The sequence below is a fragment of the Nocardia sp. NBC_00508 genome (genome assembly GCF_036346875.1).
In the GTDB taxonomy this organism is placed as follows: domain Bacteria; phylum Actinomycetota; class Actinomycetes; order Mycobacteriales; family Mycobacteriaceae; genus Nocardia.
Map to the genome: position 1 here is coordinate 1,609,106 of NZ_CP107852.1, position 21,148 is coordinate 1,630,253.

27 protein-coding genes and 1 tRNA gene are annotated in these 21,148 nt (G+C 66.4%); 4 read left to right on the plus strand and 24 right to left on the minus strand.

All coding sequences use genetic code 11. The features are described 5' to 3' along the window. Positions 1-291 precede the first annotated feature (291 nt). The 18 genes from OHA40_RS07145 to OHA40_RS07230 form a co-directional block, all read right to left on the minus strand. Positions 292-2,082, minus strand: a complete 1,791-nt coding sequence (locus OHA40_RS07145; protein WP_330232279.1) for a GmrSD restriction endonuclease domain-containing protein — start codon at positions 2,080-2,082, stop codon at positions 292-294. 610 nt (positions 2,083-2,692) lie between these two features. Then, the gene (locus OHA40_RS07150) at positions 2,693-2,875 is read right to left on the minus strand and encodes a hypothetical protein (protein WP_330232280.1); all 183 of its coding nucleotides are present in this window, start codon (positions 2,873-2,875) and stop codon (positions 2,693-2,695) included. After that, a complete protein-coding gene (locus OHA40_RS07155) occupies positions 2,872-3,792 on the minus strand; it encodes a DUF2637 domain-containing protein (protein ID WP_330232281.1) in 921 nt (306 codons plus the stop codon). The genes OHA40_RS07150 and OHA40_RS07155 overlap by 4 nt, the downstream gene beginning before the upstream one ends. Positions 3,793-3,795: 3 nt before the next feature. Then, on the minus strand, positions 3,796-4,203 hold the full coding sequence (locus OHA40_RS07160; RefSeq protein ID WP_330232282.1) for a hypothetical protein: 408 nt from the start codon (positions 4,201-4,203) through the stop codon (positions 3,796-3,798). 29 nt (positions 4,204-4,232) lie between these two features. Beyond that, positions 4,233-5,270 (minus strand): toprim domain-containing protein, encoded by a 1,038-nt coding sequence (locus OHA40_RS07165; protein ID WP_330232283.1) that lies wholly within the window; start codon positions 5,268-5,270, stop codon positions 4,233-4,235. Positions 5,271-5,272: 2 nt separating this feature from the next. Further along, on the minus strand, positions 5,273-5,608 hold the full coding sequence (locus OHA40_RS07170) for a hypothetical protein (protein ID WP_330232284.1): 336 nt from the start codon (positions 5,606-5,608) through the stop codon (positions 5,273-5,275). A gap of 3 nt (positions 5,609-5,611) precedes the next feature. Next, positions 5,612-6,025, minus strand: a complete 414-nt coding sequence (locus OHA40_RS07175) for a hypothetical protein (RefSeq protein WP_280185988.1) — start codon at positions 6,023-6,025, stop codon at positions 5,612-5,614. Then, positions 6,025-7,551, minus strand: a complete 1,527-nt coding sequence (locus OHA40_RS07180) for a hypothetical protein (protein WP_330232285.1) — start codon at positions 7,549-7,551, stop codon at positions 6,025-6,027. The genes OHA40_RS07175 and OHA40_RS07180 overlap by 1 nt, the downstream gene beginning before the upstream one ends. 38 nt (positions 7,552-7,589) lie before the next feature. Further along, on the minus strand, positions 7,590-7,955 hold the full coding sequence (locus OHA40_RS07185; RefSeq protein ID WP_330232286.1) for a hypothetical protein: 366 nt from the start codon (positions 7,953-7,955) through the stop codon (positions 7,590-7,592). A gap of 23 nt (positions 7,956-7,978) precedes the next feature. After that, complete coding sequence (locus OHA40_RS07190) at positions 7,979-8,602, minus strand: hypothetical protein (RefSeq protein ID WP_330232287.1); 624 nt, start codon at positions 8,600-8,602, stop codon at positions 7,979-7,981. A gap of 35 nt (positions 8,603-8,637) precedes the next feature. Next, on the minus strand, positions 8,638-10,635 hold the full coding sequence (locus tag OHA40_RS07195; RefSeq protein WP_330232288.1) for a hypothetical protein: 1,998 nt from the start codon (positions 10,633-10,635) through the stop codon (positions 8,638-8,640). Continuing rightward, positions 10,632-11,693, minus strand: a complete 1,062-nt coding sequence (locus OHA40_RS07200) for a hypothetical protein (RefSeq protein WP_330232289.1) — start codon at positions 11,691-11,693, stop codon at positions 10,632-10,634. Before OHA40_RS07200 ends, OHA40_RS07195 begins: the two co-directional genes overlap by 4 nt. Continuing rightward, positions 11,690-12,103: a hypothetical protein gene (locus OHA40_RS07205; RefSeq protein WP_330232290.1), complete on the minus strand. Its 414-nt coding sequence runs from the start codon at positions 12,101-12,103 to the stop codon at positions 11,690-11,692. The genes OHA40_RS07200 and OHA40_RS07205 overlap by 4 nt, the downstream gene beginning before the upstream one ends. Then, positions 12,100-12,426, minus strand: coding sequence for a hypothetical protein (locus OHA40_RS07210; RefSeq protein WP_330232291.1), 327 nt, complete (start codon positions 12,424-12,426; stop codon positions 12,100-12,102). The genes OHA40_RS07205 and OHA40_RS07210 overlap by 4 nt, the downstream gene beginning before the upstream one ends. Then, entirely contained in the window at positions 12,423-12,767 is a 345-nt protein-coding gene (locus OHA40_RS07215) for a hypothetical protein (protein WP_157106535.1), read from the minus strand. The genes OHA40_RS07210 and OHA40_RS07215 overlap by 4 nt, the downstream gene beginning before the upstream one ends. Then, on the minus strand, positions 12,764-12,913 hold the full coding sequence (locus tag OHA40_RS07220; RefSeq protein WP_330232292.1) for a hypothetical protein: 150 nt from the start codon (positions 12,911-12,913) through the stop codon (positions 12,764-12,766). The genes OHA40_RS07215 and OHA40_RS07220 overlap by 4 nt, the downstream gene beginning before the upstream one ends. Next, positions 12,913-13,185 (minus strand): hypothetical protein, encoded by a 273-nt coding sequence (locus OHA40_RS07225; RefSeq protein ID WP_063049159.1) that lies wholly within the window; start codon positions 13,183-13,185, stop codon positions 12,913-12,915. Before OHA40_RS07225 ends, OHA40_RS07220 begins: the two co-directional genes overlap by 1 nt. Continuing rightward, entirely contained in the window at positions 13,182-13,394 is a 213-nt protein-coding gene (locus tag OHA40_RS07230) for a helix-turn-helix domain-containing protein (RefSeq protein WP_280242516.1), read from the minus strand. The genes OHA40_RS07225 and OHA40_RS07230 overlap by 4 nt, the downstream gene beginning before the upstream one ends. A 150-nt stretch (positions 13,395-13,544) precedes the next feature. Between OHA40_RS07230 and OHA40_RS07235 the strand changes: the two genes are divergently transcribed. Together OHA40_RS07235 and OHA40_RS07240 are read left to right on the plus strand one after the other, a co-directional pair. Beyond that, on the plus strand, positions 13,545-14,285 hold the full coding sequence (locus tag OHA40_RS07235; RefSeq protein ID WP_330232293.1) for a helix-turn-helix domain-containing protein: 741 nt from the start codon (positions 13,545-13,547) through the stop codon (positions 14,283-14,285). Positions 14,286-14,291: 6 nt separating this feature from the next. Next, the gene (locus tag OHA40_RS07240; RefSeq protein ID WP_330232294.1) at positions 14,292-14,762 is read left to right on the plus strand and encodes an NUDIX hydrolase; all 471 of its coding nucleotides are present in this window, start codon (positions 14,292-14,294) and stop codon (positions 14,760-14,762) included. Positions 14,763-14,779: 17 nt separating this feature from the next. On the opposite strand, the gene OHA40_RS07245 is transcribed toward OHA40_RS07240, so the two are convergent. From OHA40_RS07245 to OHA40_RS07255, 3 genes are all read right to left on the minus strand, one after another. After that, the gene (locus tag OHA40_RS07245) at positions 14,780-15,193 is read right to left on the minus strand and encodes an HD domain-containing protein (protein ID WP_330232295.1); all 414 of its coding nucleotides are present in this window, start codon (positions 15,191-15,193) and stop codon (positions 14,780-14,782) included. A gap of 186 nt (positions 15,194-15,379) precedes the next feature. Then, positions 15,380-16,312 carry a tyrosine-type recombinase/integrase gene (locus tag OHA40_RS07250; RefSeq protein WP_330232296.1) on the minus strand — a complete coding sequence of 311 codons (933 nt, stop codon included), beginning with the start codon at positions 16,310-16,312 and terminating at the stop codon, positions 15,380-15,382. A gap of 97 nt (positions 16,313-16,409) precedes the next feature. Next, positions 16,410-16,483: transfer RNA gene (locus OHA40_RS07255), tRNA-Ile, on the minus strand. A 113-nt stretch (positions 16,484-16,596) separates the two neighbouring features. Here OHA40_RS07255 and OHA40_RS07260 point away from each other — a divergent pair. Further along, positions 16,597-17,028 (plus strand): nitroreductase/quinone reductase family protein, encoded by a 432-nt coding sequence (locus OHA40_RS07260; protein WP_330232297.1) that lies wholly within the window; start codon positions 16,597-16,599, stop codon positions 17,026-17,028. A gap of 24 nt (positions 17,029-17,052) precedes the next feature. On the opposite strand, the gene OHA40_RS07265 is transcribed toward OHA40_RS07260, so the two are convergent. Both OHA40_RS07265 and OHA40_RS07270 read right to left on the minus strand, forming a co-directional pair. Then, positions 17,053-17,223: a hypothetical protein gene (locus tag OHA40_RS07265; protein WP_330232298.1), complete on the minus strand. Its 171-nt coding sequence runs from the start codon at positions 17,221-17,223 to the stop codon at positions 17,053-17,055. A 65-nt stretch (positions 17,224-17,288) separates the two neighbouring features. Continuing rightward, the gene (locus OHA40_RS07270) at positions 17,289-18,281 is read right to left on the minus strand and encodes a zinc-binding dehydrogenase (protein WP_330232299.1); all 993 of its coding nucleotides are present in this window, start codon (positions 18,279-18,281) and stop codon (positions 17,289-17,291) included. Positions 18,282-18,841: 560 nt separating this feature from the next. On the opposite strand from OHA40_RS07270, the gene OHA40_RS07275 reads away from it, so the two are divergent. Beyond that, the gene (locus OHA40_RS07275; RefSeq protein WP_330232300.1) at positions 18,842-19,351 is read left to right on the plus strand and encodes a hypothetical protein; all 510 of its coding nucleotides are present in this window, start codon (positions 18,842-18,844) and stop codon (positions 19,349-19,351) included. Between the two features lie 2 nt (positions 19,352-19,353). Here the strand turns inward: OHA40_RS07275 and OHA40_RS07280 are convergent, their stop codons facing one another. After that, entirely contained in the window at positions 19,354-21,132 is a 1,779-nt protein-coding gene (locus OHA40_RS07280) for an SDR family oxidoreductase (protein ID WP_330232301.1), read from the minus strand. Positions 21,133-21,148: the final 16 nt, after the last annotated feature.

Genomic DNA, 21,148 nt, shown 5'->3' on the forward strand with positions numbered 1-21,148 from the left:
ACCCCCTGCTCATTGGGGATTTGTGGGGCGGGCGGGGCTCGAACCCGCGACCAATGGATTATGAGATCAAACACTCCGAACGGTGTCCTGACCAGGCGAAATCCTGGTCAGGAACGAGCACACGAGCAAAATACATTGCTGTCGTTGGCACCGTTGACGATCTTGCATTCCATCGATACGACCCGGGGCGTCGCACCCCCGCCCATCGCACCTCCACAAGTGCCGTTTAGCTGACAGCTATGCGCGTTCAGAGAAGCGGGTGGCGCCAGCAGAGCGCGCGGAAGCACACGGCTATAGGCGTGAGCTACCGCCACGGCGCTCCGTGAACCTCGAACTAAGACCTTCAGCATCTCGGAAAGACGTCACTTCAACGGTGGAGTCCCCGTCCCGTCGGTAGGGCACGTCATCTAGGTACGAGAGCTTCGATTGAGGGGGGATTCGAAGCACGATCACACCCATCCCATAATAGGAGTTGTAGTCCATATTGGCGAGCACGTCACCCTTAAGGGGCTCGCTCAATTTAGAGTTTCGAATTGCATCTTTCCAGCGAGAAAAATAGGCCTCCGTGGTCTCGCCTAAGAAATCAGCCTCACGCTTGACGCCGACGACATATCTGGTACCAATCTTCTTGGGCTGTACTCCATAGATGGCTTTGACCCTGTTAGCGTCGGGTTCGTCATCCGTGACACCGATCAAAAGAGTTCCACTATTATCGGGACCGTTGTTGGCAATTGCACATACAGTTTTTACAACTTTATTGAACATCGCCGTATCGATCTTCGGAGGATCTGAAAGCATGAGCAGACCCTGCTTGAGCTCGTAGTGAGGGAGTTCGATTTCGGAACGGCGGAGCGCGTTATCTATGTCGACAGTCGAGTGGGCTCCATAGATTTCCCGCTTATTCGCAGCGACCAAATATCGCGAAAGAAGGCCTTTTATTGAATCGATGTTCTTCCTGCGCTCGACGGAGGCCGTCGACTTTCTTCCGGTATCCAACCGGTCATACAGCCCGGTCAGAGCATTCTTGACGCCTTTATAGTCCGAGATCCGCTTCTCATCAGTAACGATAGCTTCGTGAATAGCAATAAACAGTACCGCAAACGCCGCAGCAAAAGCGTTAGTTGAAGATTTCCTGAAAAGAATAGTGCGCAGCTTCGCGGAACCATCCGCCTCGCATATCTTTCGAATCTCGTCAACGCAATACTTGAACTCATCCGAGAAAGCTTCAGACCCATAGCTTGCGAGCGCATCCTCTATGCGCCTATTTTCGGGAGTATCACCCTCATAGATAGCGTCAAGCGCTTCCTTGGAGCGCTCTAGAACGTCTCCGCCGATGACACTCGCAGCTATATCCGCTATACATTGCTCATCCATACTGTCACGGAGGTCAGTCGATCGCAAAATGCCCTGCTGAACCCAGAAGACACCTTCTGCTGCAACCTCGTATCCGTGCTTGGACATTGGCAGGTCGATACTGATCGCGGGCATCTGTTGAAGGTTTAGAACTGTACTGGATGCATCACCCCTAATCTGGCATGCTAATTCGCGCACAAGTTGCGAAAAGCTATTTTGAGTTCCGGCTTGCCTGCGCTCTTGATCACTCAGTCGATGACCATAGGTATTAATTCGGCCGAAGACATCGTCTACTTCATCCTCCGTCGCACCGCGCATTACTGTAACCGCCATGACGTAGTCGAGGAATGCGCCGACCTCCCTGCCCGATAACACCTCGGCACCCTTCGACGATGCAGCCATATCATCGCCCAATCGATCGCGAGCCGTAGGGAATTGACTTATATCAAAATATCGATCTTCAAGCGTTGGGAAAGCTCCCTCGATGAACGAAATAAGAGTATGCAACCTCTGAAGCCCATCAATTACTTCATATTTGCCACCATCGCGTTCAGCGAGAAGAATAGCGGGAACGGGAAACTTTCGAAGAACCGACTCTATCAGCTTCTGCTTCTCATGCGCTGTCCACACGAGTTTCCTTTGGTACCGACGGTTGACGAATAGCCGTTCCTCGACGTACCAAGAATACAGCGACTGAATTGGTTTAGGCTGGGAGTCCAGTTCTGCCATAGCAAGAATCTTGCCACACGCTTCCGCCAGTGGGCCGTGAAACCCAGTACGGACCCCCACTTTCCGGTTGTGGTCCATCCCGCCCCGGCGTGACCGCCTCACGCGCTCTGTGGCACCACCCGCGCTCCACCGCCCGAAACCCGCGCTCGTACATGACCCTTCGAGGGCACTGAGCGCGTCCCGACGCGCGAACACGCCACCGCAGGTGGCGCAGCGCTAGACGCAACGTCCTCACCCAACGCACCCACGTACCAGACCCCTCTTGTGGTCCCTCTCCTTGTGGTCCCCCCTCAACCCCATTCCCTTCCAGATTGTTTGGTGTTGGCTCCCTCCCCACCCGGCCGACACTCTCTATGAACAGCGAAGCCATAGAGAGTGTCGGCCGGGTGGGGAGGGAGACGACGCCAAACACCCCAGTTCAGCGCACCTTTTTCGCGTCCCCTGATCCGACTTTGATCGGATTCGGAGTCGTATCAAAATCGGATCAGGTCCGGATCAGATCCGAATCAGATCCGGATCGGTTTCCGGCACTGGAGACCACGAGTAGGCCCCGCTGGCAATGCCAGCGGGGCCTACTCGTATGCGGTTGTCGGTGCTGCTGCTCGGGTGGCTACGTGCCGCCGTTGCGGATGCGGACGGCGATTTCGCCGTAAGCGCGGACGCCGAATCCGCTGCGGTTGGGGTAGATGCGGTCGCCGAGCCGGAGGTCGAAACCGGCGGCGGTGAGCATCGCGGTCACCGCCGCGACGGCGTCGGCATCGCCGGACAGTCGGACGTTGACCACGCTCCTCACTGGTGGGCTCCTTCCTCAAGGTGTTCCTGGGCCGCGGTGAGAGTGCGGGTCACCGAGGACGAGCTGAGGCTGACGTGCTCGGCAATGCGCGCGTGCGACCAGTTCTGTTCGTGACGCAGGCGCAGGATCTCGGTCACCTTCTCCCGGTCACGCCGACCGGACGGGTCAGCGCTGCACAGCAGCTCGGCCACCCGCGCCCACCGGTCGACCTCCGCACCGGTCGCCGGTGCGTGGTGTGGAGGGGCGTCGATCGCGGTCTGTTCGGCAGTGCGCAGCTCCGGGGAGGCCTGTCGCGCGGTCAGTTCGGTCGAGGTCGACCGGGTCTCGGTGTGGACCTCGCGCACCGACACGGTGCGTACCGGCTCCGGCCGCTGCACTGGTTCCGGCTCGGTGCGCATCGCCGGTTCGGTGCTGGTTTGGTCGGTGCGTGCGAGTACCAGCAGGGCGACAGTGGCCTGTCCGATGGCGCCGTCGATGATGAGCGGGAACAGCCATGCCAGGTGTTCGCTCATCCCGACCTGAATCGACAGCTCCCGCAGGGCGTCGAACGACAGCCGGAATGCACCCACCGCGATAGCGGCGGTAAGTGCGACAACAGCCCAGTAGGCGAAGCGTGCCTTGTTCTGGGCGCGCACGAGCAGCCCGACGCCGTGGGTTGCTGCCAGCAACGCGATCGGCGGGAAACTGGCGACGAACGCCGCAACCGGCTGTTTGCCGTCCGGTGCGTTGATCCATGCGTGGACGAGGTTGCCCGCGATCGACATTGCCGCGACCAACAGCAATTCACCCCAAAAGAACCGGATCGCCGACACCTGCTCGCGGGTGCGTGCACCGGCCTGTGCATCGTCTGGTGCGCTGCGGTGCGCAGCAGGCTGGCTGCTGCGCACCACGTCCGCACCGGAGCTGAGTCCGGTCACGGTTCACGCACCCTTGCTCGCGGCGGGCGGGGTATAGACAGCGGTGAACAGCCGCGCCCGCGAGTACTCAGGGTCGGGTCCGGTGTAGGTGACCGACAGGGTCGCACCGATCTCGAAGTCCTCGCTGCTGGCGTTCTCCAGTGCCAGTCCGATGGCCTGTTCCATGCGCCAGGACACGTACAGGTTGCGCGGTCCGGCACCGGTGTCGAGGGTGACGACGGTCTGCATGACCGGCTGGCCGTCCTCGTCGAGTTCGACCTCACCGGGCGCGCCGCCGAACTTCAGCTTGGGTTCCTCGACGGCGGCGACGATGCGGCCGTAGACGGTGGTGCCGGGCTTGCTGGTCTTGGTGAACGCCGACGCGGGGCGGGCGGCACGGCGGAAACGCTGTCCGAAGCTGTTGGTGCTCATGATGGATGGGGTCCTTCCTGTTGTGGTGTTCAGCGGGCACGGGTCCGGTCGGGCCGGCCGCGGCTGGTCGTTGGGGGGTGCAGGTCGTGGACGCTGCGCTGGGATCGAGGCCGGTCGAGGTAGTGGACCGGTTCCAGTTCGTCGAGGTCGTGTCCGGCGTCGAGGTGGTCGCAGAGGTCCTTGCCGTCGCGGGCCTGCACCACCCGGACTTCGCCGACGCGGTCGGCGAGGGATTCGGCGACCTGGGCGGCGTGGCGGTAGCCGGGCCGGTCGCGGTCGGCGACCACGATCACCCGGCCAGCGCCACGCAGCCAGCGGGCGTGGTCGTCGGTCCACTTCCCCGCGCCCATCGCGTTGCACGTCGCGAGCTGCCCGGCCTGGCGGGCTCGCTGCACGTCCTTCTCGCCCTCGCATACGTACAACTCACGCCCGGTGTCGAGCGCTTCGCGCACGTCGGCGAGCTGCCACGGCAGCGGAGCGAACCCGGTGTTGACCCACTCGGTTCCGGTCCAGCGCCGCTGGTAGAAGCTCTTGGCGTGCCCGTGCTCGTGCGGGGTGTGCAGCCGCACCACCGCGCCCTCGACACGACCGCCCGGCCACCGGTAGACGTAGGTGTCGACCGCCTCGGGCTCCCCGATCTGGGCACCCAAGTCCCGCTTGGCAGGCAGCGGGAACCGAGCCGCGAGGATGGCCTTCTCGACCGGCGAGGCGACGCTGACCGGGCGGGCGGGCCGCCCGCCGCCCGCGTGCGGCCGACGAGCAGAACCCTCCTGGTTGGTGCGCTCGGGCAGCCGGTCCCACAGGTCGCGTACCCGCAACCCGATGCGGTCGAGCACGTCCTGGTCGTCGCAGCGTGCCCAGCAGCGCACCATCGTTTTGCCCTGCCGCGGGTCATACCGCACTCCTAGGCTGGGGTTGTGGTGGTGGCCGTCGCCCTCGTGCACCGGGCACAGGTAGTTCGTCCACTGCTGCGGCTCCCGCGGCCACTTGGCCGGACCCATCCGGCGAATCAACGCCGCGGTGACGACCTCGTACGAACGGCCCTGCTGCGGTGACTGTTCGGTCATCGTCACCGCCCCCGCTCGATCTCGGGCCGCTGTGCGGCGGTGAGGATGCGGGCCTGCTCGATACTGCGCCGCTGCACCCCGTTCAACGAATCCGCGCCCGGCAAGGACAGCATCCGCCGCACGGAGCTGGGCGAGCGCGACCACAAGTCGTGGACGTCCTTCAGGTACTTCCACTCCCCCGGATGTGGCCCGTTGCGCCACCCCTGGTCGATCGCTTCTTGCTGGGCGTAGAGGCTGTGGATCTCCGCCTCGCTGGCGCCCGGCCGGTCCCGCAGCCGCGACAGCCGGTCGGCCTCGGCGAACGCTTCGCGCATCGCTTCCTCGTGCTCGATGTGCATGACTCACCGCCCCCGCTGCACGCCGCGGCTGCGTGCGGGCTGCTGCTGTTCGATATCGGGGTTGGTGTGGCGGTGGAAGGCGTCGCGCACGGTTTGGCTGTCACGGATCGCCAGATGCAACGAGTGCTGCAAGCTGCGGTATTGCAGCTCCGTCGCCCCGGCGCCGTCGTTGTAGACGATGTTGTCCACCAGCCGGAACATCGGCTCCGGCGAGCGCCGCCAATCCTCGTAGGCGTCCTCGAGGTAGCCCCAGTGCTCGGCGTGCGGCCCGTCCGCCCACCGCTGCCCGATCTCGCGGCGCTGGGTGGTGATGCGGTCGCGATCGGCGTCGGTCGCGGTCGGCTGCTGCATGTCTTCGCCGAGCTGGGTGTAGCGGGCGAACTCGATACGCATCGCTTCCTCGTGCTCGCGTTCCATCACCGGCTCCGCTCGATACCGTTGCGGCCGTTGCCGTTGCGCTCCGGACGCGGCCAGGACTGGGTGTCCGGACCGGCCTGCTCGCGGCCGCTCCCGAGGTCGCGCAGGTAGCTGGCGCGCTTGCCCACCGGGCCGGTGTCGTTGCCGGGCTGTACCGAGTCGCGAAGCTGCTCCAGCGTCGGATTCGGTTGCTCCTGCTCCGCGCCGTTGCCGTTGGCGCCGCTGCGGCGGGGGCGGTTGCCGTAGCGCTCGTGCTCGGGTGTGGACTGCACGAGCTTGCGCACCGCTTCGTCGCGTTCCTGCTTGAGCTGGTCACGCTCGGCGGTCAGCTGCTCGACGCCCGGCCGAGCGCGCAATGCGTCGACCTCGGCGGACAGGCGCAGGTTGCGGTTCTTCAACGCCTCGATGTGCCCTTCGGCGGTGTCGAGTTTGCGGCGGATCTCGTCGCGGTCGGCGGTGACCGAATCCAGGCCGCGTTGCAGCAACCCGACCCGGTTATCCAGCCGGTCCCGGTCGGCGGCCATGTCGTTCAACTGGCGTTCCACCTGCGCCAGCCGGTCAACACCGGCGGTGTCGGGTGGGCGTTCGCGGTCGGTGTTCTCCCGCTGCCGGTCGGCCTGCTCGTGGTGAACCTGCCCGGACAACGTCCGCTCCCGCAACACCGACTCGCGGTCGGCGAGCTGGTCGGCGACGGTCTCGGGGCGGCCGTAGTCGACGTATTGCTTCGCGGCGTTGAGGGTGTCGCGGGTCTCGACCGCCAGGGTGGTGCCCTCCGACCACGACGTGCCGCTGATGTTGCGCTGCAACCAGCTGGTGGCGCTGTGCTCGGTGGCGAACGAGCGGGATTCGGTCAGCTTCCCGCCGTCCGGGTCGGTCCACGTCATTTCCGCGGTGTAGCGGTGGCGGTGGTCCTGCGCGGCGTCGATACGCGCCAGCAGCGACTCCTCGGCGTTGGCGCGGCGCGCGGCGTCCAGGCTTTGCTGCCGGTCCTCACGCTCCACCTCGGTGTGCTGGCGGGCGTTGACCGTCTCACGAGCGACGTGGGCGCGGTAGCGCAGCGCGTCGATGCCGCGGACCTTGTGCGCTTTGGCGAAGAGGTTGCCGACCTTGAAATGCGGGAAGATCGTCGCCGAGTCCAACCCGTCGAGGGCTATGCCCTGCTCGGTGCGGGTCAGGTGTTCATTGCCGATGAAGCCGCGGGCCAGGCGGTTACGGTGCTCGGCCAGGGCGTGAGCGTCGCGGGCGCGCCGGTCATGGTCCACGCTCGGGTCGTTCGCGCGCTCGGCGACCGCTTGGACGTGTACGCGGTAGCGGTCGATAGCCTGGCTGGTCCAGGTCAGCTGATGCTTGCGCATCACCTCGGCCTCGCGGCGCTGCTCACGCAGCGTCCGGCTGATCTCCTTGCGGATCTTGCGGCGCTCCAAGAAGTTGCGGGCCTGGGCGTGCAGGCGGGTCAGTTCCGGCAGCGATCGCGCGAACTTGCGGGCCTCGGCGATCATCTCGTCTTCCGGGCTACGGTCGGTCATTGCGGTGAATTCCTCTCAGTGGTGGTTGGTTTCGGTGTTCATCGGGTGCGCTCGACGCGGTTGCGTCGGCGGTCGAGTTCGTCGGCGGCGGCGTCGGTGAGCTTGAGGCGGGTCGCGTACCGGCCGCGGGCGCGGGTCAGCCAGATGTCGGCGGCGTCCAACTTCTCGTCGGCCATCGCCAGCGCGGTTTCCGCGCGGAAGGTGGCTTCGACGGGGTCGAGCGGGTCGCCGAGGTTGTCGACCGCCAACGCGTCGGGGTGGCGGCGAAGGGCGGCGTACTCGCGGCGGATCTCGCTGATCTCGCGGCGCAGCTGGAACAGCCGGTCGTCGACGTTGTGCAGGCGCTCGTACAGATCGACCGGCGCGGTGCGGATCGGATCGTCGGGGGTTCGGTTGGTGCTCAACGGTTTTCCTTCATTGTGGTTGATTACGGGGCGGCGGTTGTCGTGGTGGTGCGGTTGTTCTCGTGCTGGGTGCGGGCGCGGTCGAGGCGTTCGACCAGGGCTCGCAGCAGCCCGACGATGGCGGTCGCGACGGCGGCGACGGCGTGGCCGATACCGGCGGTGACGGTGCTGATGGCCTGCGGCAGGGGCGGGCGGTGGGCGGCGTTCCACCACAGGTAGGCCACCCACGCGCCGCCGTAGACGGCCAGCGGACCGACCACCAGCGGCCCCTCACCCCATCCGGTGGTCACGGCTGCACCGACCACAACGGCGGAAGCTGCTGCGGTGCGCCGCGCGGTCTGCGCCCGTGACCGCGCCGGGACCGGCGCTACCGCGGCGGCGGCCTGCTGAGCGGGCTCGTCGTCGAGTTCGGGCACGACGGTCAGCGCGGCCCGGCGCACCGGCCCGGCGTCGGCGGCGGGTCGTTCGATCTGTGCGGGTGCGGCGGTCGGGGCCGTGTCGAGGTCGGCGATACCGGCCAGCCAGTCCTCGACTTCGTCGGCGAACAGCTCGCCCGCGATCGTGGGATCGGTCGGTGTCGGGGCGGGGTCGGGCCGCCGCTGGCCGTCGTTGTCGTCGTTGTCGTCGTTGGGTCGGATGATGCGCATGGGTTGCCTTTCAATAGGTTTCGGAGAAATCGGGGTCAGGCGGTCGCGTCGGCGGTGACGGTCTCGGCCTGGGGATCGGCGCTGGTGGTGCCGGGCAGGGGGCGCACGGTGGCGGGTTCGACGGGCACGACGTGCCCGAACTGGGCGCGTCCGGCCTTGGCGTAGACGAACTGGCCGGTGTCGAACTGGCGGACGCGGTCGGGGTCGACCAGCCACTTCTCACCGACGGACACCTGGCCTTCGTCGCCGGTGCGCTGGCCCTTGATCAGGTGGCGCGACGGCAGCATGTGCCGGACCGATCCGAAGTGCTTGCACAGCTCTCCGGCGTTCTCGACGTAGCCGAGCAGCACCCCACCCGCACAGGACTTCAAGATCCGATCGAGCGCCCACTGATCCCCGGCGACACCCTCGGGGCTCTGGGCGGCGAACAGCACGCTCACGCCTTGGGAGCGGCCCCGTTCGCACACTTCTTCCAGTCCGATCGAGCCCTGGCCGGTGGTGAGCGCGCTCAGTTCGTCGATGATCAGGGTGACGCTGCGACGCTGGTCCTTGGCGGTGCGGGCCGCACGCTGCATCAGCATCCGCAGAATGGCGGCGACCTGGGCGCGGGCGGCGTCCTTGTCCAGGCCGGGCACGGTCACATACAGCACGTCGAGGTCGTCGAGGTCGACACCGCCGTCGAACACCATCCGCCCGTCCTCACCCTGGAGGCTGTCGAACAAGTTGGATGCCTTGATCAGCATGTCGGCGAGCTGGTCGACCTTCTCCGACTGGAGGGCTTCGACCATCCGCTTCACGTCCGGGGCGTTGCCCCACAGGTCCAGCAGCGTCTCGGGATTCAGCCGCTGCAGGAACTCCAGGCTTGAGCGGGGCGGCCCGGCCGGGGCATCGACGACAAGGGAGACGATGCGGCGGCGCAGCTCGTCGAAGTGCTGGCCTTCCGACGTCGACGACTGTCCGGCGTTGAGCATGTCGCCGAGCACGGCGCGCTGGTCGCGGGCGCGCATCGCCCACACGTCCAGGCGGGCGCCGTGGGGGACCTCGGCGATGCGGTCGGCGGCGATTCCGCGGCGCTGGGCGATCTCGCGCAACTCGTGGCCCAAGACCTTGTCGTCGTTGCCGCCCTTGCAGGACACGACCACCAGCAGCGGGCGCGGGTGCTTGCCGCGCATGCCTGGCACGTCCTTCCACCGCTGCCAGGCGTTCCACTCGTATTCGAGCATCCCGACCGCGTACCGCTTGATCAGCTCCGTCTTGCCCGAGCCGGTCGTGCCGAACGCGGCCATCTGGCGGCGCGCTTCCTTGTGTGGCACGACCATCCACGCCTGATGCCGCGCGGTCAGCTCCGACCACAAACCGAGAGGGTGCGCCGAGCGCCGGTCCGCCAGCGGCCCCAGGACGATCCCGTCCGTTGTGGTGAACGGGGCGCCGACCGACCGCGCCGCGCGGGCGGCCCCAGCGAACTGCCGTGCGGCCAGCGCTGCCTGCACCCGCTCGGTGCGGCCCAGGTTCTTCAACCCGACGGTGTTGGTCTTGTGCACGAACGACGCCCACCAGTACGTCGCGGCCAGCGCGGCCACCGGGGCGCCGAGCACGACCATCGTGCGCAGGCCGCCCAGGTCGCCATCGGCAACCCGCGCCGCACCCGACCACCACAAGGAGGCGGGGGTCATCCACGATCCGCCGGCCATCGCCGACGCCGCGGGCAGCAGCAGCGACCCGATCGCGAAGTTGCGCAACCGGTGCGGCGCCAACGGCCACCGCGCCGCGACGGCCACGATCATGACCAGCATCGCCACGATCACGACACCGCACACCGTCGCTGTCGAGGCCGCGTCACCGACCGCGGACAAGTCCAGCGTCGGCAGATCCCAGCCTTCGACGTGGCGGATCGGCGGAGCCTCCGGCACCAACGGGCCGCTACCCGCGCCCGGCTCCACTGGGGGCGCGTCCGGCTGGCCGGTCGTGGGGACTTGCGGGCTGCTGTTGGGGTGGCAGTCCTGGGGAGTGATGATCGGCTGGCAGTTGCTCATGACGCTTCCTGAGTGAGAAGAAGGTTCGGGCGCCGGGACTTGCGGGCGGCGCGGCCCTGGTTTCGGCGGGTGAGGAACTGGCTCCATTCCTCGTCGAAGTCGCCGATCGCGAACAGCAACTCGACGGCGGCGAGTTCGCGGGGAAGCCGCTGGTAGGCGGCGTTGACGGTGTTCATGACGCGCTGGGAACGGCAGAGGTAGAGCAGGCCCATCACGGCCTCGCCCTCGCTGTCGCGTGCGGCGCGGATCGCGCCCGCAAGCGCGGTGTCCATGTGGACGCGATCTTTGGCGCTCAGCTCGATCTCCAGCGCCCACCAGCCGTGCTGACCGCCGACCTCGCCGAGGAACCGGCCGTCATGCACGTGCGGGCGTCCCTTGCGCGGGGTCCGGCTGTCGCTGAACACCACGTGCCCGGACTTCGACTCGGCTGCAGCGACTTCGGCACGGCGGCGCAGCACGCGCTCGGACACCCACAACTGCGGGTCGGAACCGACCAGCATCACCCGCGCCTGAGCGACGGCGCGGTAGTGGTTGGCGTACATCAGCGGCGGCTTCCAGTCCTTGGGTCGCCACCCCAGATACCGCTCGGCCACCTCGCGCCTCGGGTACACCCACGCCCGGCCACGCTGCACCGACAGCAGCGGATGCACCATCCGCCGCTTCAACAGAGCGTCGGCGAGGTCGTAGGCGCTGCTGAGGCTGCTGAAGCTCATGAACTCGGCCAGCACATCGACCTGCATCCCGTGCATGTCGACCAACGCGGCCAGCGCCGCGTCCTGCTGAGCCGACAGACCCTTACTACCCTGCACAGCCAGCACCCGGCCCAACGACCCATAGGGGATGCCGATCTCGTCGGCGACCTCCTGCTTCGTCAGCCCCTGCTCACGCAGCCGCGTAGCCTCACCCAGGCACGACTCGACCTGAGCCAGCGAAATACCCAGCTGCTCGCCGATCCGCCGATAGGACACGCCCTGATCACGCAGCCCGCCAACGATCTGGGCACGGTGGCGCCGCTCCAACGCGGTGTAGCGGTCGACGCCCTTCCTCTTGTGGTTCATCGGGTTCGCTCCCTTCCCTGCCGCGAACTGCGGCTGTGACCGGCCGCGCCGCGGCGCTCAGCGATATCGGTGCGGGCCTGCGCGATGAACTCGCGCATCTCCGTCGCGTCCACCCCTCGCCGCTCCGCGGCCATCGCCGAGCGCGTCCACCGCGCCAGCTGCAATGCCTCCAGCTGCGCTTCGGTCGAGACTCGTTTCGGCACGGCCGATTCCGCGTCGTACAGGTGTGCCTTCAGCGGCCCTCGCGACCCACCCCGCGCCCGCAGCACCTGCGCCTCGTACTCACCACTCGGACTCTTGCCCTCCCGCGCGAGCTGGCGACGGGTCCGCAAATGCTGCGGCGCCAAACCCCACGGCCAGGTCGGAATACCGAACCGGCGGCCGTCTGGATCATGAAAACGGCTGCTCATCGCGACCGCCCCGGACGCTGCGCACGCCGCTGCTCGGCATCCCGTTCGGCGACACGGGCTCGGATCTGGGCCGCCACCTCCGGGCCGTGCCGGTAATCCAGCAGCCGATCCCAGACCGCGCGTTGCTCGGCATGGACCTGCTTGATCGCGTCGGTCTGTGCGATGCGCGACCTCTCGAACGCGATGCCGGTCCAGTCCTTCGCCCGCGAAGACTCGACAGCGCCGTCGAGCATGTCGCTCAACACGCCAAGAGCGGTGTCCAGGCGCTGGAACTCCGTCTCCAACTCCGCGTGCTCGCGGCGACGCTCGTTCTCAGTGCTCATCGCGTCACCACCTGCGACGGCAGCTGCGAACGAGGCACACACGACCCAGCCGGTTCCGGCGGAACCCCCGCGTTCAGCGGGCGGCAGATGTTCGGCGACGGCACATAGTCCTGCTGATCGATCCACGCCGCCGTGCACCCGCCCATCCCGATGAGCAGCAGCACACAGAACGCAGCCAGCCGCACCATCGGCGGCAACAGCCCCAGCGGCGCGAACACCGCACTGGTCCCGGTGAACTCCGGACCAGCCATCGAATGCAACGGGTTATGACCACCACGGCGGTCGAAATGCGTGACCGTGTAACCCTGAACAGGCGGGTCCTGCCGCCACGGCGCGCTCATCGCCGGACCTTCCATCGCCTCGACGACCGCCAGAACGCGATCGCGCCCAGCAGCATCACCGTGAACCCGACAACCTCAGGCGCAGTCAGCACGAGGTAGCCGACCGCGATGGCGGCGACCGCAAGAATGAACGTCCGCGCCCGCATCAGCACTCACCGCCCTTGCGGCTACGACCGCGACGGCGGCGGACCTGCGCAGACTTCAACGCGAGCCGCGTGTAATGAGCCTTCCGAGCCTGATCAGCGCGGTAGGCACGCTCCTCCGGGCTCAACAGCCCATCCGGGTCGACAATGCGGTCGAACTTGCTTGTCATCGCCGCCCGCGCCTTCGCAGTGCGCGCCGCGCGATCGGAAGTCTTCGCCCAGGACTCGTGCGCGGCGATCCGCGCCTGCAATGTCCGCTCGACGGGGGTGCTCATGCCACACCGCCGTTGATGACGGTCGCGGCGGGCCGAATCAGCGCCAGCAGCTCGTCACGCTCGACCCGCAGCAGGCGTCCGTTCACCCTGAATCCGTTGAGATCACCGGCCGCGATCCAGTTTCGAATCGTCTTCGTGTCGACGTCGACGAGCGCCGCCGCGGTCCTGAGGCTGATCAGATTCCGGGCCTCAGTAGAAGCCTTGTCCATCAATGCCCGCTCCTTCGGAAAGTGGGAAATACGTTGCAGTTCCCTACTTTTCGCCGAAATTTCGGGCGTAAGCACCGCATAGATGGACTTGTCCAGACGTCTCAGGTACCGTTGAAGAAGTCCCTAGACGTCCCTGAAATTGGAGGCGAAATGGCGAACGAACGCCTTCGCAATGCGATGCAGCAGGCTGGCCTCGACATCCCGGACGTCGCGGACAAGGCCGGTGTGGAGCCAAAGACCGTCGAACGGTGGATCACGAAGGGCCGCGTGCCCTACCCGAAGCACCGGCATGCCGTCGCCGCGCTAGTCGGAGAAACCGAGAACTACTTGTGGCCGGACGCTCTCGCGCCAGAACGGAAGGTCGAGGTTGCACAATCAGAAGTCCTGACGGTCTACCCACACCGCAGTGCAATTCCAAGCGACCTGTGGAAGCGGCTGCTGTCGAGCACGAGCGAACAACTCGACGTCCTCGTGCTCGCGGGCTTGTTCCTTGCCGAGGAGCCCGAATTCACACGAACCCTTCGCAAGAAGACACGCGACGGGCTCAAGGTTCGACTGCTGTTCGGTCGCCCGACCGCAGCGGAAGCCGACAAGCGGAGCGCCGAGGAACGTCTGGCGGCAGGCACCGTGCCCTCGCGTATCAACAACGCACTCGCACTGATCGAGCCGCTGGCCGAGATCGACGGCGTCGAACTTCGATACCACGACACGACGCTCTACAACTCGGTGTTCCGATTCGACAACGAGATGATCGTCAACATGCACGTCTACGGGCTGCCGGGTGCGCACGCCCCCGCGCTTTATCTGCGCCAGTTGCCCGCTGGCGACATGTTCGAGACGTATATGACCAGCTTCGAGCACGTATGGTCGAACGCGACCCCCGAAAGGTGATCGTTCATGGCCCGGACCGACTATTTCCACGACCCCGACGCGCCCACGCCGAACAGCATCAAGGTCGCCGTTAGTGCCCTTGTGCGCGATTCACAGGGGAGAATCCTGATGATCCACCGCACCGACAACGATCACTATTCGATCCCTGGGGGTGGACTGGAGGCGGGCGAAACGGTCACACAGGCGCTCATACGAGAGGTCAAAGAGGAAACCGGGATAGACGTCCAGGTGACCGACCTCGTCGGAATATTCTCGAATCCAGACCACGTCATCGCATACGACGATGGCGAAGTGCGGCAAGAGTTCTCCATCTGCTTCCACGCCGACCCAATCGGCGGTGAACTCCGAACTAGTTCGGAGTCGAAGGAAGTCAGATGGGTTGCACCGAGCGATATTTCATCTCTGGATGTCCATCCCTCGATTGCCCTTCGGATAGATCGGGGTCTGAATTCCTCAGCAGGGCCGTATTACACGTGACAGCCCACGAGAGTCGACTACTCACGCAGTAGCTTCTCGGTACGGTCAACTGCTTCGATCAGCTCGGGTGCTGCCTCCGCCAATGACCTGGATACGACATGGGCCGGGCCGTACCGCTCGCGGACCTCGGCGATGCGACCGAGCACATCCGTCGTCTCACCGGTTGGGGTCGTCGTTATATCCGCCCACCACAGCGCGTCGCGCAGCGCTGTCTGCTCATCCGGCCAGTCGATCGCGAGATGACGGTTTCGCGCCTCTATACGGGCACACGAATGGTTGGCGACCAGAGCGCACAGACGCTCTGACACACCCTCACGCCGCAGAAACTCGGCACCATCAACCGGGTGGAATCCCGTTCTACGGATCGATGGTGCATAGCCGATGTCGTGCAGCCACGCCGCAGCCAGCAATAGATCGGAATCGTCAACCACGTCGACGGCCTGCTGAGCATGCCGAGCGACGCCTTGGACGTGCTGCCACCGCCGAGACATGCCGACAAGATTGTCCCGCGCCAGCTGCGCAGCCCACGCAACGAAGTCATCGGTCATACAGCCAACCGTAACGTCTTGCTGCATGGCCTGATGTTGCCCCCGGGAGCTGCACCAGGGGGAGCCGTCCTACAGTTTGTCGCCCAACCGCGCCCGACGGTGCGCTGCTTTCGCTCGACTGTCCGCGACCGCGGCGCCGTAGCGAGACAGCATCTGACGCGACCGCCATCCGGCGAGCATCATGAGGTCCTGCTCCTGGCCACCACTGTCGAGCCAGGTATGCGCGAAGAAGTGCCGGAGCTGATGAGGATGCAGGCGTTCGATGCCGGCCGCGTCGCATCGACGCTCGAGCATCTGGCGAATACCAGAGTCGGTCATCACTCCGCGGTAGCCGAGCCAGAGAGCCGGATTGTCGTTCTTCGCTCCCGAATGCTTCGCACGCACCCGGAGATACCTCCGCAGCGCCGTTCGAGTCTTGTCGCCGAACGGACACGTCCGCGGTCGGCCACCCTTGCCGATCACCAGCACTGTGTTTTCGTTGAAGTCGAGCGAGTCCACCTCGAGCGGTGCGAGTTCGCCGCACCGCATCCCGGTGTCGGCGAACAACCGGATGATGGCGTTGTCGCGTCGGTCGGCGAAATCGGTGCCATCGCACTCTGCGAGAAGAGCTTTCACCGCGTCCATGCTCGGCACAGGCACCTGCTGATCGGGGACCGCAGGCGGGCTCATCTTGTCGAACGGATTCGCGTCGATGATCTCTTCGGCCGCGAGGTACTTGAAGAACTGTTGCAGCGATCGGTACTGGCCGCGTGCGTACTCCGGCGACAGCGGCTCACCGCTGCGCCGATTGGGCCGCGTCAGCAGATCCTCGATGTAGCCGCCGATGTGGGCGCGGGTGATGTCCGGCGCCGTTGTAGGCAGCTCGCGCTCCTCGAGGTAGGCCGCGAAGTACCTGATCCGGGTGAGGTAGCCGTCGATGGTCTGCTTGCTCCGGTTCTTGCGACGCAGCTCCGTCGCGAAGTCCTCCGCAAGCTCTCGGATGTCGTCCAGATCCAGCCCCATGTCCGGATTCTACCGGCAAAATACATTGCTGTCGGAGCACTGTTCTGGATCAACTCGGCTGTCGATTTCAGAGTTTCCGCAGCTCAGAGGCCGTTTGTGGGGCGGGCGGGGCTCGAACCCGCGACCAATGGATTATGAGTCCACGGCTCTAACCGACTGAGCTACCGCCCCGTGCCGCGGGAATCCGCGATGCGTTGGGGATGCTACCGGGTCGGGCGGGTTGGGGACCAGTCGGATGGCGGTGGCTTAGGGTGGGGTGTCGGAAACTTACTGGAGGGTCAGGTATGGCCGGTCTGTTCACGAAGATATTGACGGCGCATCAGTGGGTGTACGAGAACAGCGGCGGGCTGGTGGGGCATCGGCTGCTGCTGGGGAATCCGACGTTACTGCTGCGGACCGTCGGACGTAAGAGCGGCAAGGAGCGGACCTCGGCGCTGACGTACGCGCGCGACGGCGAGGACTATTTGGTGACGGCGTCCAACGGCGGATCGCCGCGGCCGCCGGGATGGCTGGCGAATCTGAAGGCGCGGCCGGAGTGTGAGATCCAGGTGGGGCGACGGAAACTGACGGTGCGGGCGCGGCCGGCATTGCCGGACGATCCCGATTACGCCCGGCGTTGGGCGATCGTCGACAAGGTGAATCAGGGTCGCTACAGCGCCTATCAAAAGCTGACGAAGCGGCCCATCGCGGTGGTGGTGCTGACCCCGGCCGGTTGACCCGGGGCGACCGACCCCGTCGGTTCAGCGGGGTCGGTCGTTGCGGTAATCCTCGTCCCAGTCGTCCTCGTAGTCTTCGTTGTCGTCGCGGTCCCATGCCTCGGCTTCTTTCGGCGGCCGACTGGCAAAGTGCACGACTGCGACGACGAAGCCGAGCACCACGATGACGATACCGACGATGAGCAGAGTTTCCACCCCGGCACCCTAGCGCCGTCGCCGGTCCTGCGCACTACCTCAATTGTCCAGATTGGGAGGATTGTTCACACCGTTAACAAAGTCCGTCCTACGGCAGCCCTGGACTCGATGGCGGCATGCGCTCGATCGGCTTGTTCGAGCGGGAACGTCTGCCCGATGACGACCTCCAAGCGCCCGGCGGCGACCTCGGCTTGGGCGCGCTGCGCGAGCGCCTGCCAATCGGTGGTGGCGCCGGTGATATCGAACAGACCGTAGACGGTGATACCACGCGCCGCCGCCTCCCCGTCCAACGACGCGAATTCACCTGCGGCAGCACCGTATCCGAGGAAGCGCCCGCCATCCGCCGCGGCCGTGATCGCGGCCTCGCCGAGCGCGCCGCCCGCGCCGTCGAGCACTACGTCGACGCCGGCTCCCCCGGTCGCGGCGCGCGCCTTCGCCGCCCAGTCGGGCGCGGAGTAGTCGACCACGGCGTTCGCGCCGAGCCGCCCGGCGAGCTCGAGTTTCGCGACGCCCCGCGCGGCGGCGACGACGTTCGCGCCCGCCGCACGGGCGAGCTGGATCAGCAAGATACCCAACCCACCGCCCGCAGCGGTGATCAAGACCCATTCCCCGGACCGGACAGCGGCGCGATCGAACACCGCGAGCGCGGTCCTGCCGTCGTGCGCGAGCGCGACGGCCTGCGTCATGGTCAGCCCCTCCGGAATCGCGACCAAGGTTTCCGCCTTGGCCAGCGCTTTCTCGGCGTATCCGCCGATCGGTACGCCGCCGCCGATGCCGCTGGCCGCGGTCGGGGTGGACACCCGCTTGCCCACCCAGGCCGGATCGACGTCAGGGCCTACCGATGCCACCACGCCGCTGACCGCGCCGCCGGGCACGTACGGGGGCTCGATCGCGAAGAAGTCCGTCCCCCAGCCGCCACGCAACCGCGTGTCCAGGAACATCACATCGGCGGCCGCCACGTCGACCACCACCTCCCCCGGTCCGGCTACCGGGTCCGGTAGTTCGCGCACCGCGAGCACTTCCGGTCCACCGAACGCACTGGCCTGCACAGCCCGCATGACACAACCTCCATCGTTCCTTGCTTTCGTGAACGACTACAGCATGGAACCTGAAGTGTAGTTGAGGTCAAATCATCGGGTCAGGACCCGCCGCCGCAGCTGCTTCCACCACCGCCGCCGCCACAGCTGGAACTACTCCCGCCACCACAGCTGGAACTACTCCCCCCGCCGCAACTACCGCTGTTTCCGCCGCCGCAGCTACTGCCGTGCGAATCCCAGCCACCGCCATTCGGCTGGCCAGGATCGTGCCCACCGATCAGACCGGCGCCACCCGCGGCCCAGAACGGATCGGTGGATCCACTGTGGTGGTATCCGCCGCCCCAATTCGGTGGCGGCAAACGCCGGTTGCGTTGCGAGCGCAGGACGACGAGCACCACGATGATCGGGACCGCCACGAGGAGCAGCAGCATCAAAAGAACGAAAAGAAGGATGAGTGCGCTCATACTGTGTCCTTTCCGGCACGAGCGGGGCCCTCCGTATTCCCGGTCGGCTGCCGCCCCCGGGTCTGACCGCTCATGTGCAAACGGTAGCCGTCCACCGGCCCGCACGTACAGTGAACTGTGCTGTCCTTCAGCTTCCGCAGGTCCCGCGAGATCGACCTGACAGCCGTCCGCACCGCCGTCGACGCGCTGGAACTGCCCGACGCCGTATACAAGACCTGCCCCTGGCAACCGCGGGAACTGGTGGACAAGGGATTACGGCAGTGGCTGCTCTGCTGTGGCGCGGCCCTGCGCGACGACCAGGTGATCGGCATGCCGTCGCACGCGGTCGACGAGGCGTGGCACGGTTTCATCTTGTGCACGAAGCGCTACGCGGACTTCTGCGCGCGGGCCTACGGCCGCTTCCTGCACCACTTCCCGGAAGGCGCCGGACCACCGGACGAGTCGCACGGAACCATGGCCGAGCAGCTCGGCCGCACCGTGGTGGCGTGGTCGTTCGCGGCGGCTCCGGACGAGGAATGCGTGCTGTGGGATCTGGATCGCCGGGTCGGCGTCGAGCACCCGTGGGGTATCGAGGCCGAGCGCGTGGAAGCGATCGAGGCCGAACTCGCCCGGACGGTCGCCTCCTGACCTCAGGTCAGCTTCACCCGTGCGGCCAGGAACCGGACGACGGCGGGTGCGAACCGCCCGACGTGATACTGCACGTGCGCTTCCGGCGTCACCGGCACGATGCTGCGGTTCCGCTGCACCGCGCGCACGATCTGCTCGGCCACCTTCTGCGGTCCATAGCGCCGCATCCGGTAGAGGTTGTCGTACCGCTCCTGTTTGCGCTTCTCCTCCTCCGCGCTGACACCCGAAAACTGTGTGCGCGCCACGATATTGGTGTGCACGATGCCCGGGCAGATGGTGTGCACCGAGATCCCGCGCCCGGCCAGCTCGGCACGCAGGCAGTCGGAGAACATGAACACCGCCGATTTGCTGGTCGCGTAGGCGCTGAAGCCCTGCTGCGGGCTGTAGGCCGCCATGCTGGACAGGTTCACGATGTGCCCACCGAGTCCGCGCTCGGCCATCGCGGGGCCGAAGGCGCGACAGCCGTTCACCACGCCGCCGAGATTGATCCGCAGCACACGGTCGAACTCGGCTGACGGTGTCTCGAAGAACCCACCGGCTTGGCCGATTCCGGCGTTGTTGATCAGGATGTCGGGAACACCGTGCGCCTCCAGCACCATCGCGGCGTGCGCCTGCATCGCGGACTCGTCGGCGACATCGAGCGGATAGGCATGCGCCACACCGTGCTCAGCGGCGATCAGCTGGGCGGTTTCCTTCGCCGCCGCGAGATCGATATCCGAGAGCACGATTTCCGCGCCGCGGCGGGCCAGGGACAGCGCGGTCTCGCGGCCGATACCGCTCCCGCCGCCGGTGATCACCACCAGCTGATCTTCGAACGACCGTGCGTCGCGGCCGACTTCGGCGCGACGTAGCGCACGGGGCATCGGCGCACCCTGCAACGCGTCGATCAGTTCAGTGGTCGCGGTGGCCAGCAGTTCCGGATGCGAGAACGGCATCCAGTGCCCGGCGGGCACATCCCGCCGCCAGAGCCGCTTGGACCACGCGTGTTCGTCGTCGTATCCGGCGGGCCGGACCGCGACATCGCGTCCGGCGACGATCAATTGCACCGGCACCTCGGTGTGCCGATCACGCGGGGCCAGCATGCGCGGCACGATGTTCGCCCGGTAGATCAGCAGGCCGTCGACCAGGTCCGCGCGGAAGGTCGGGCCGAGGCGCACGTTCGACGGCGCGGTCTCGTTCATGATCGAGACGACCCGCCGCCAGAAACGTTCGGTGCCGATCAGGCCGAAGGCGACGCGTGGCAGCGCGGGTGTCATGAAGAAGAACGTGTAAGCCGACGACAGCAGCTGCGTGAACGGCTGCCACACGTTGCGCGGCGTCGGACGCGACAGCCGGGCGCGGATCCACTTGCCCACATGGTCGAGGTTCGGCCCCGACACAGAAGTGAACGACGCGACCCGGGCGGCGGCGCGCGGCTCGCACACCGCTTCCCATACTTGCACCGAGCCCCAGTCGTGGGCGAGCACATGTACGGGCCGGTCCGGGCTGACCGCGTCAGCGACGGCATAGAAGTCCGCGGCCAGCCGATCCAGCCGGAAGTCCGCCGTACGCCGAGTGCGCGTGGAGCGTCCGTGCCCTCGGGTGTCGTAGGCGACGACGTGGAACCGGCGCGCCAGCAGCGGCGTGACCGCGTCCCAGAGGTGGTGCGTGTCGGGCCAGCCGTGCACCAGCACAACGGTTTCCGCGTTCGGATCGCCGTATTCGTAGACGGCGAGGTCGAATTCGCCGCTGCGCACGGTGCGCTCGGCTGCCGGGTGCTCCGGCGTTTCGGTGGTGGTCATCGGGTCTCCAGGTCGG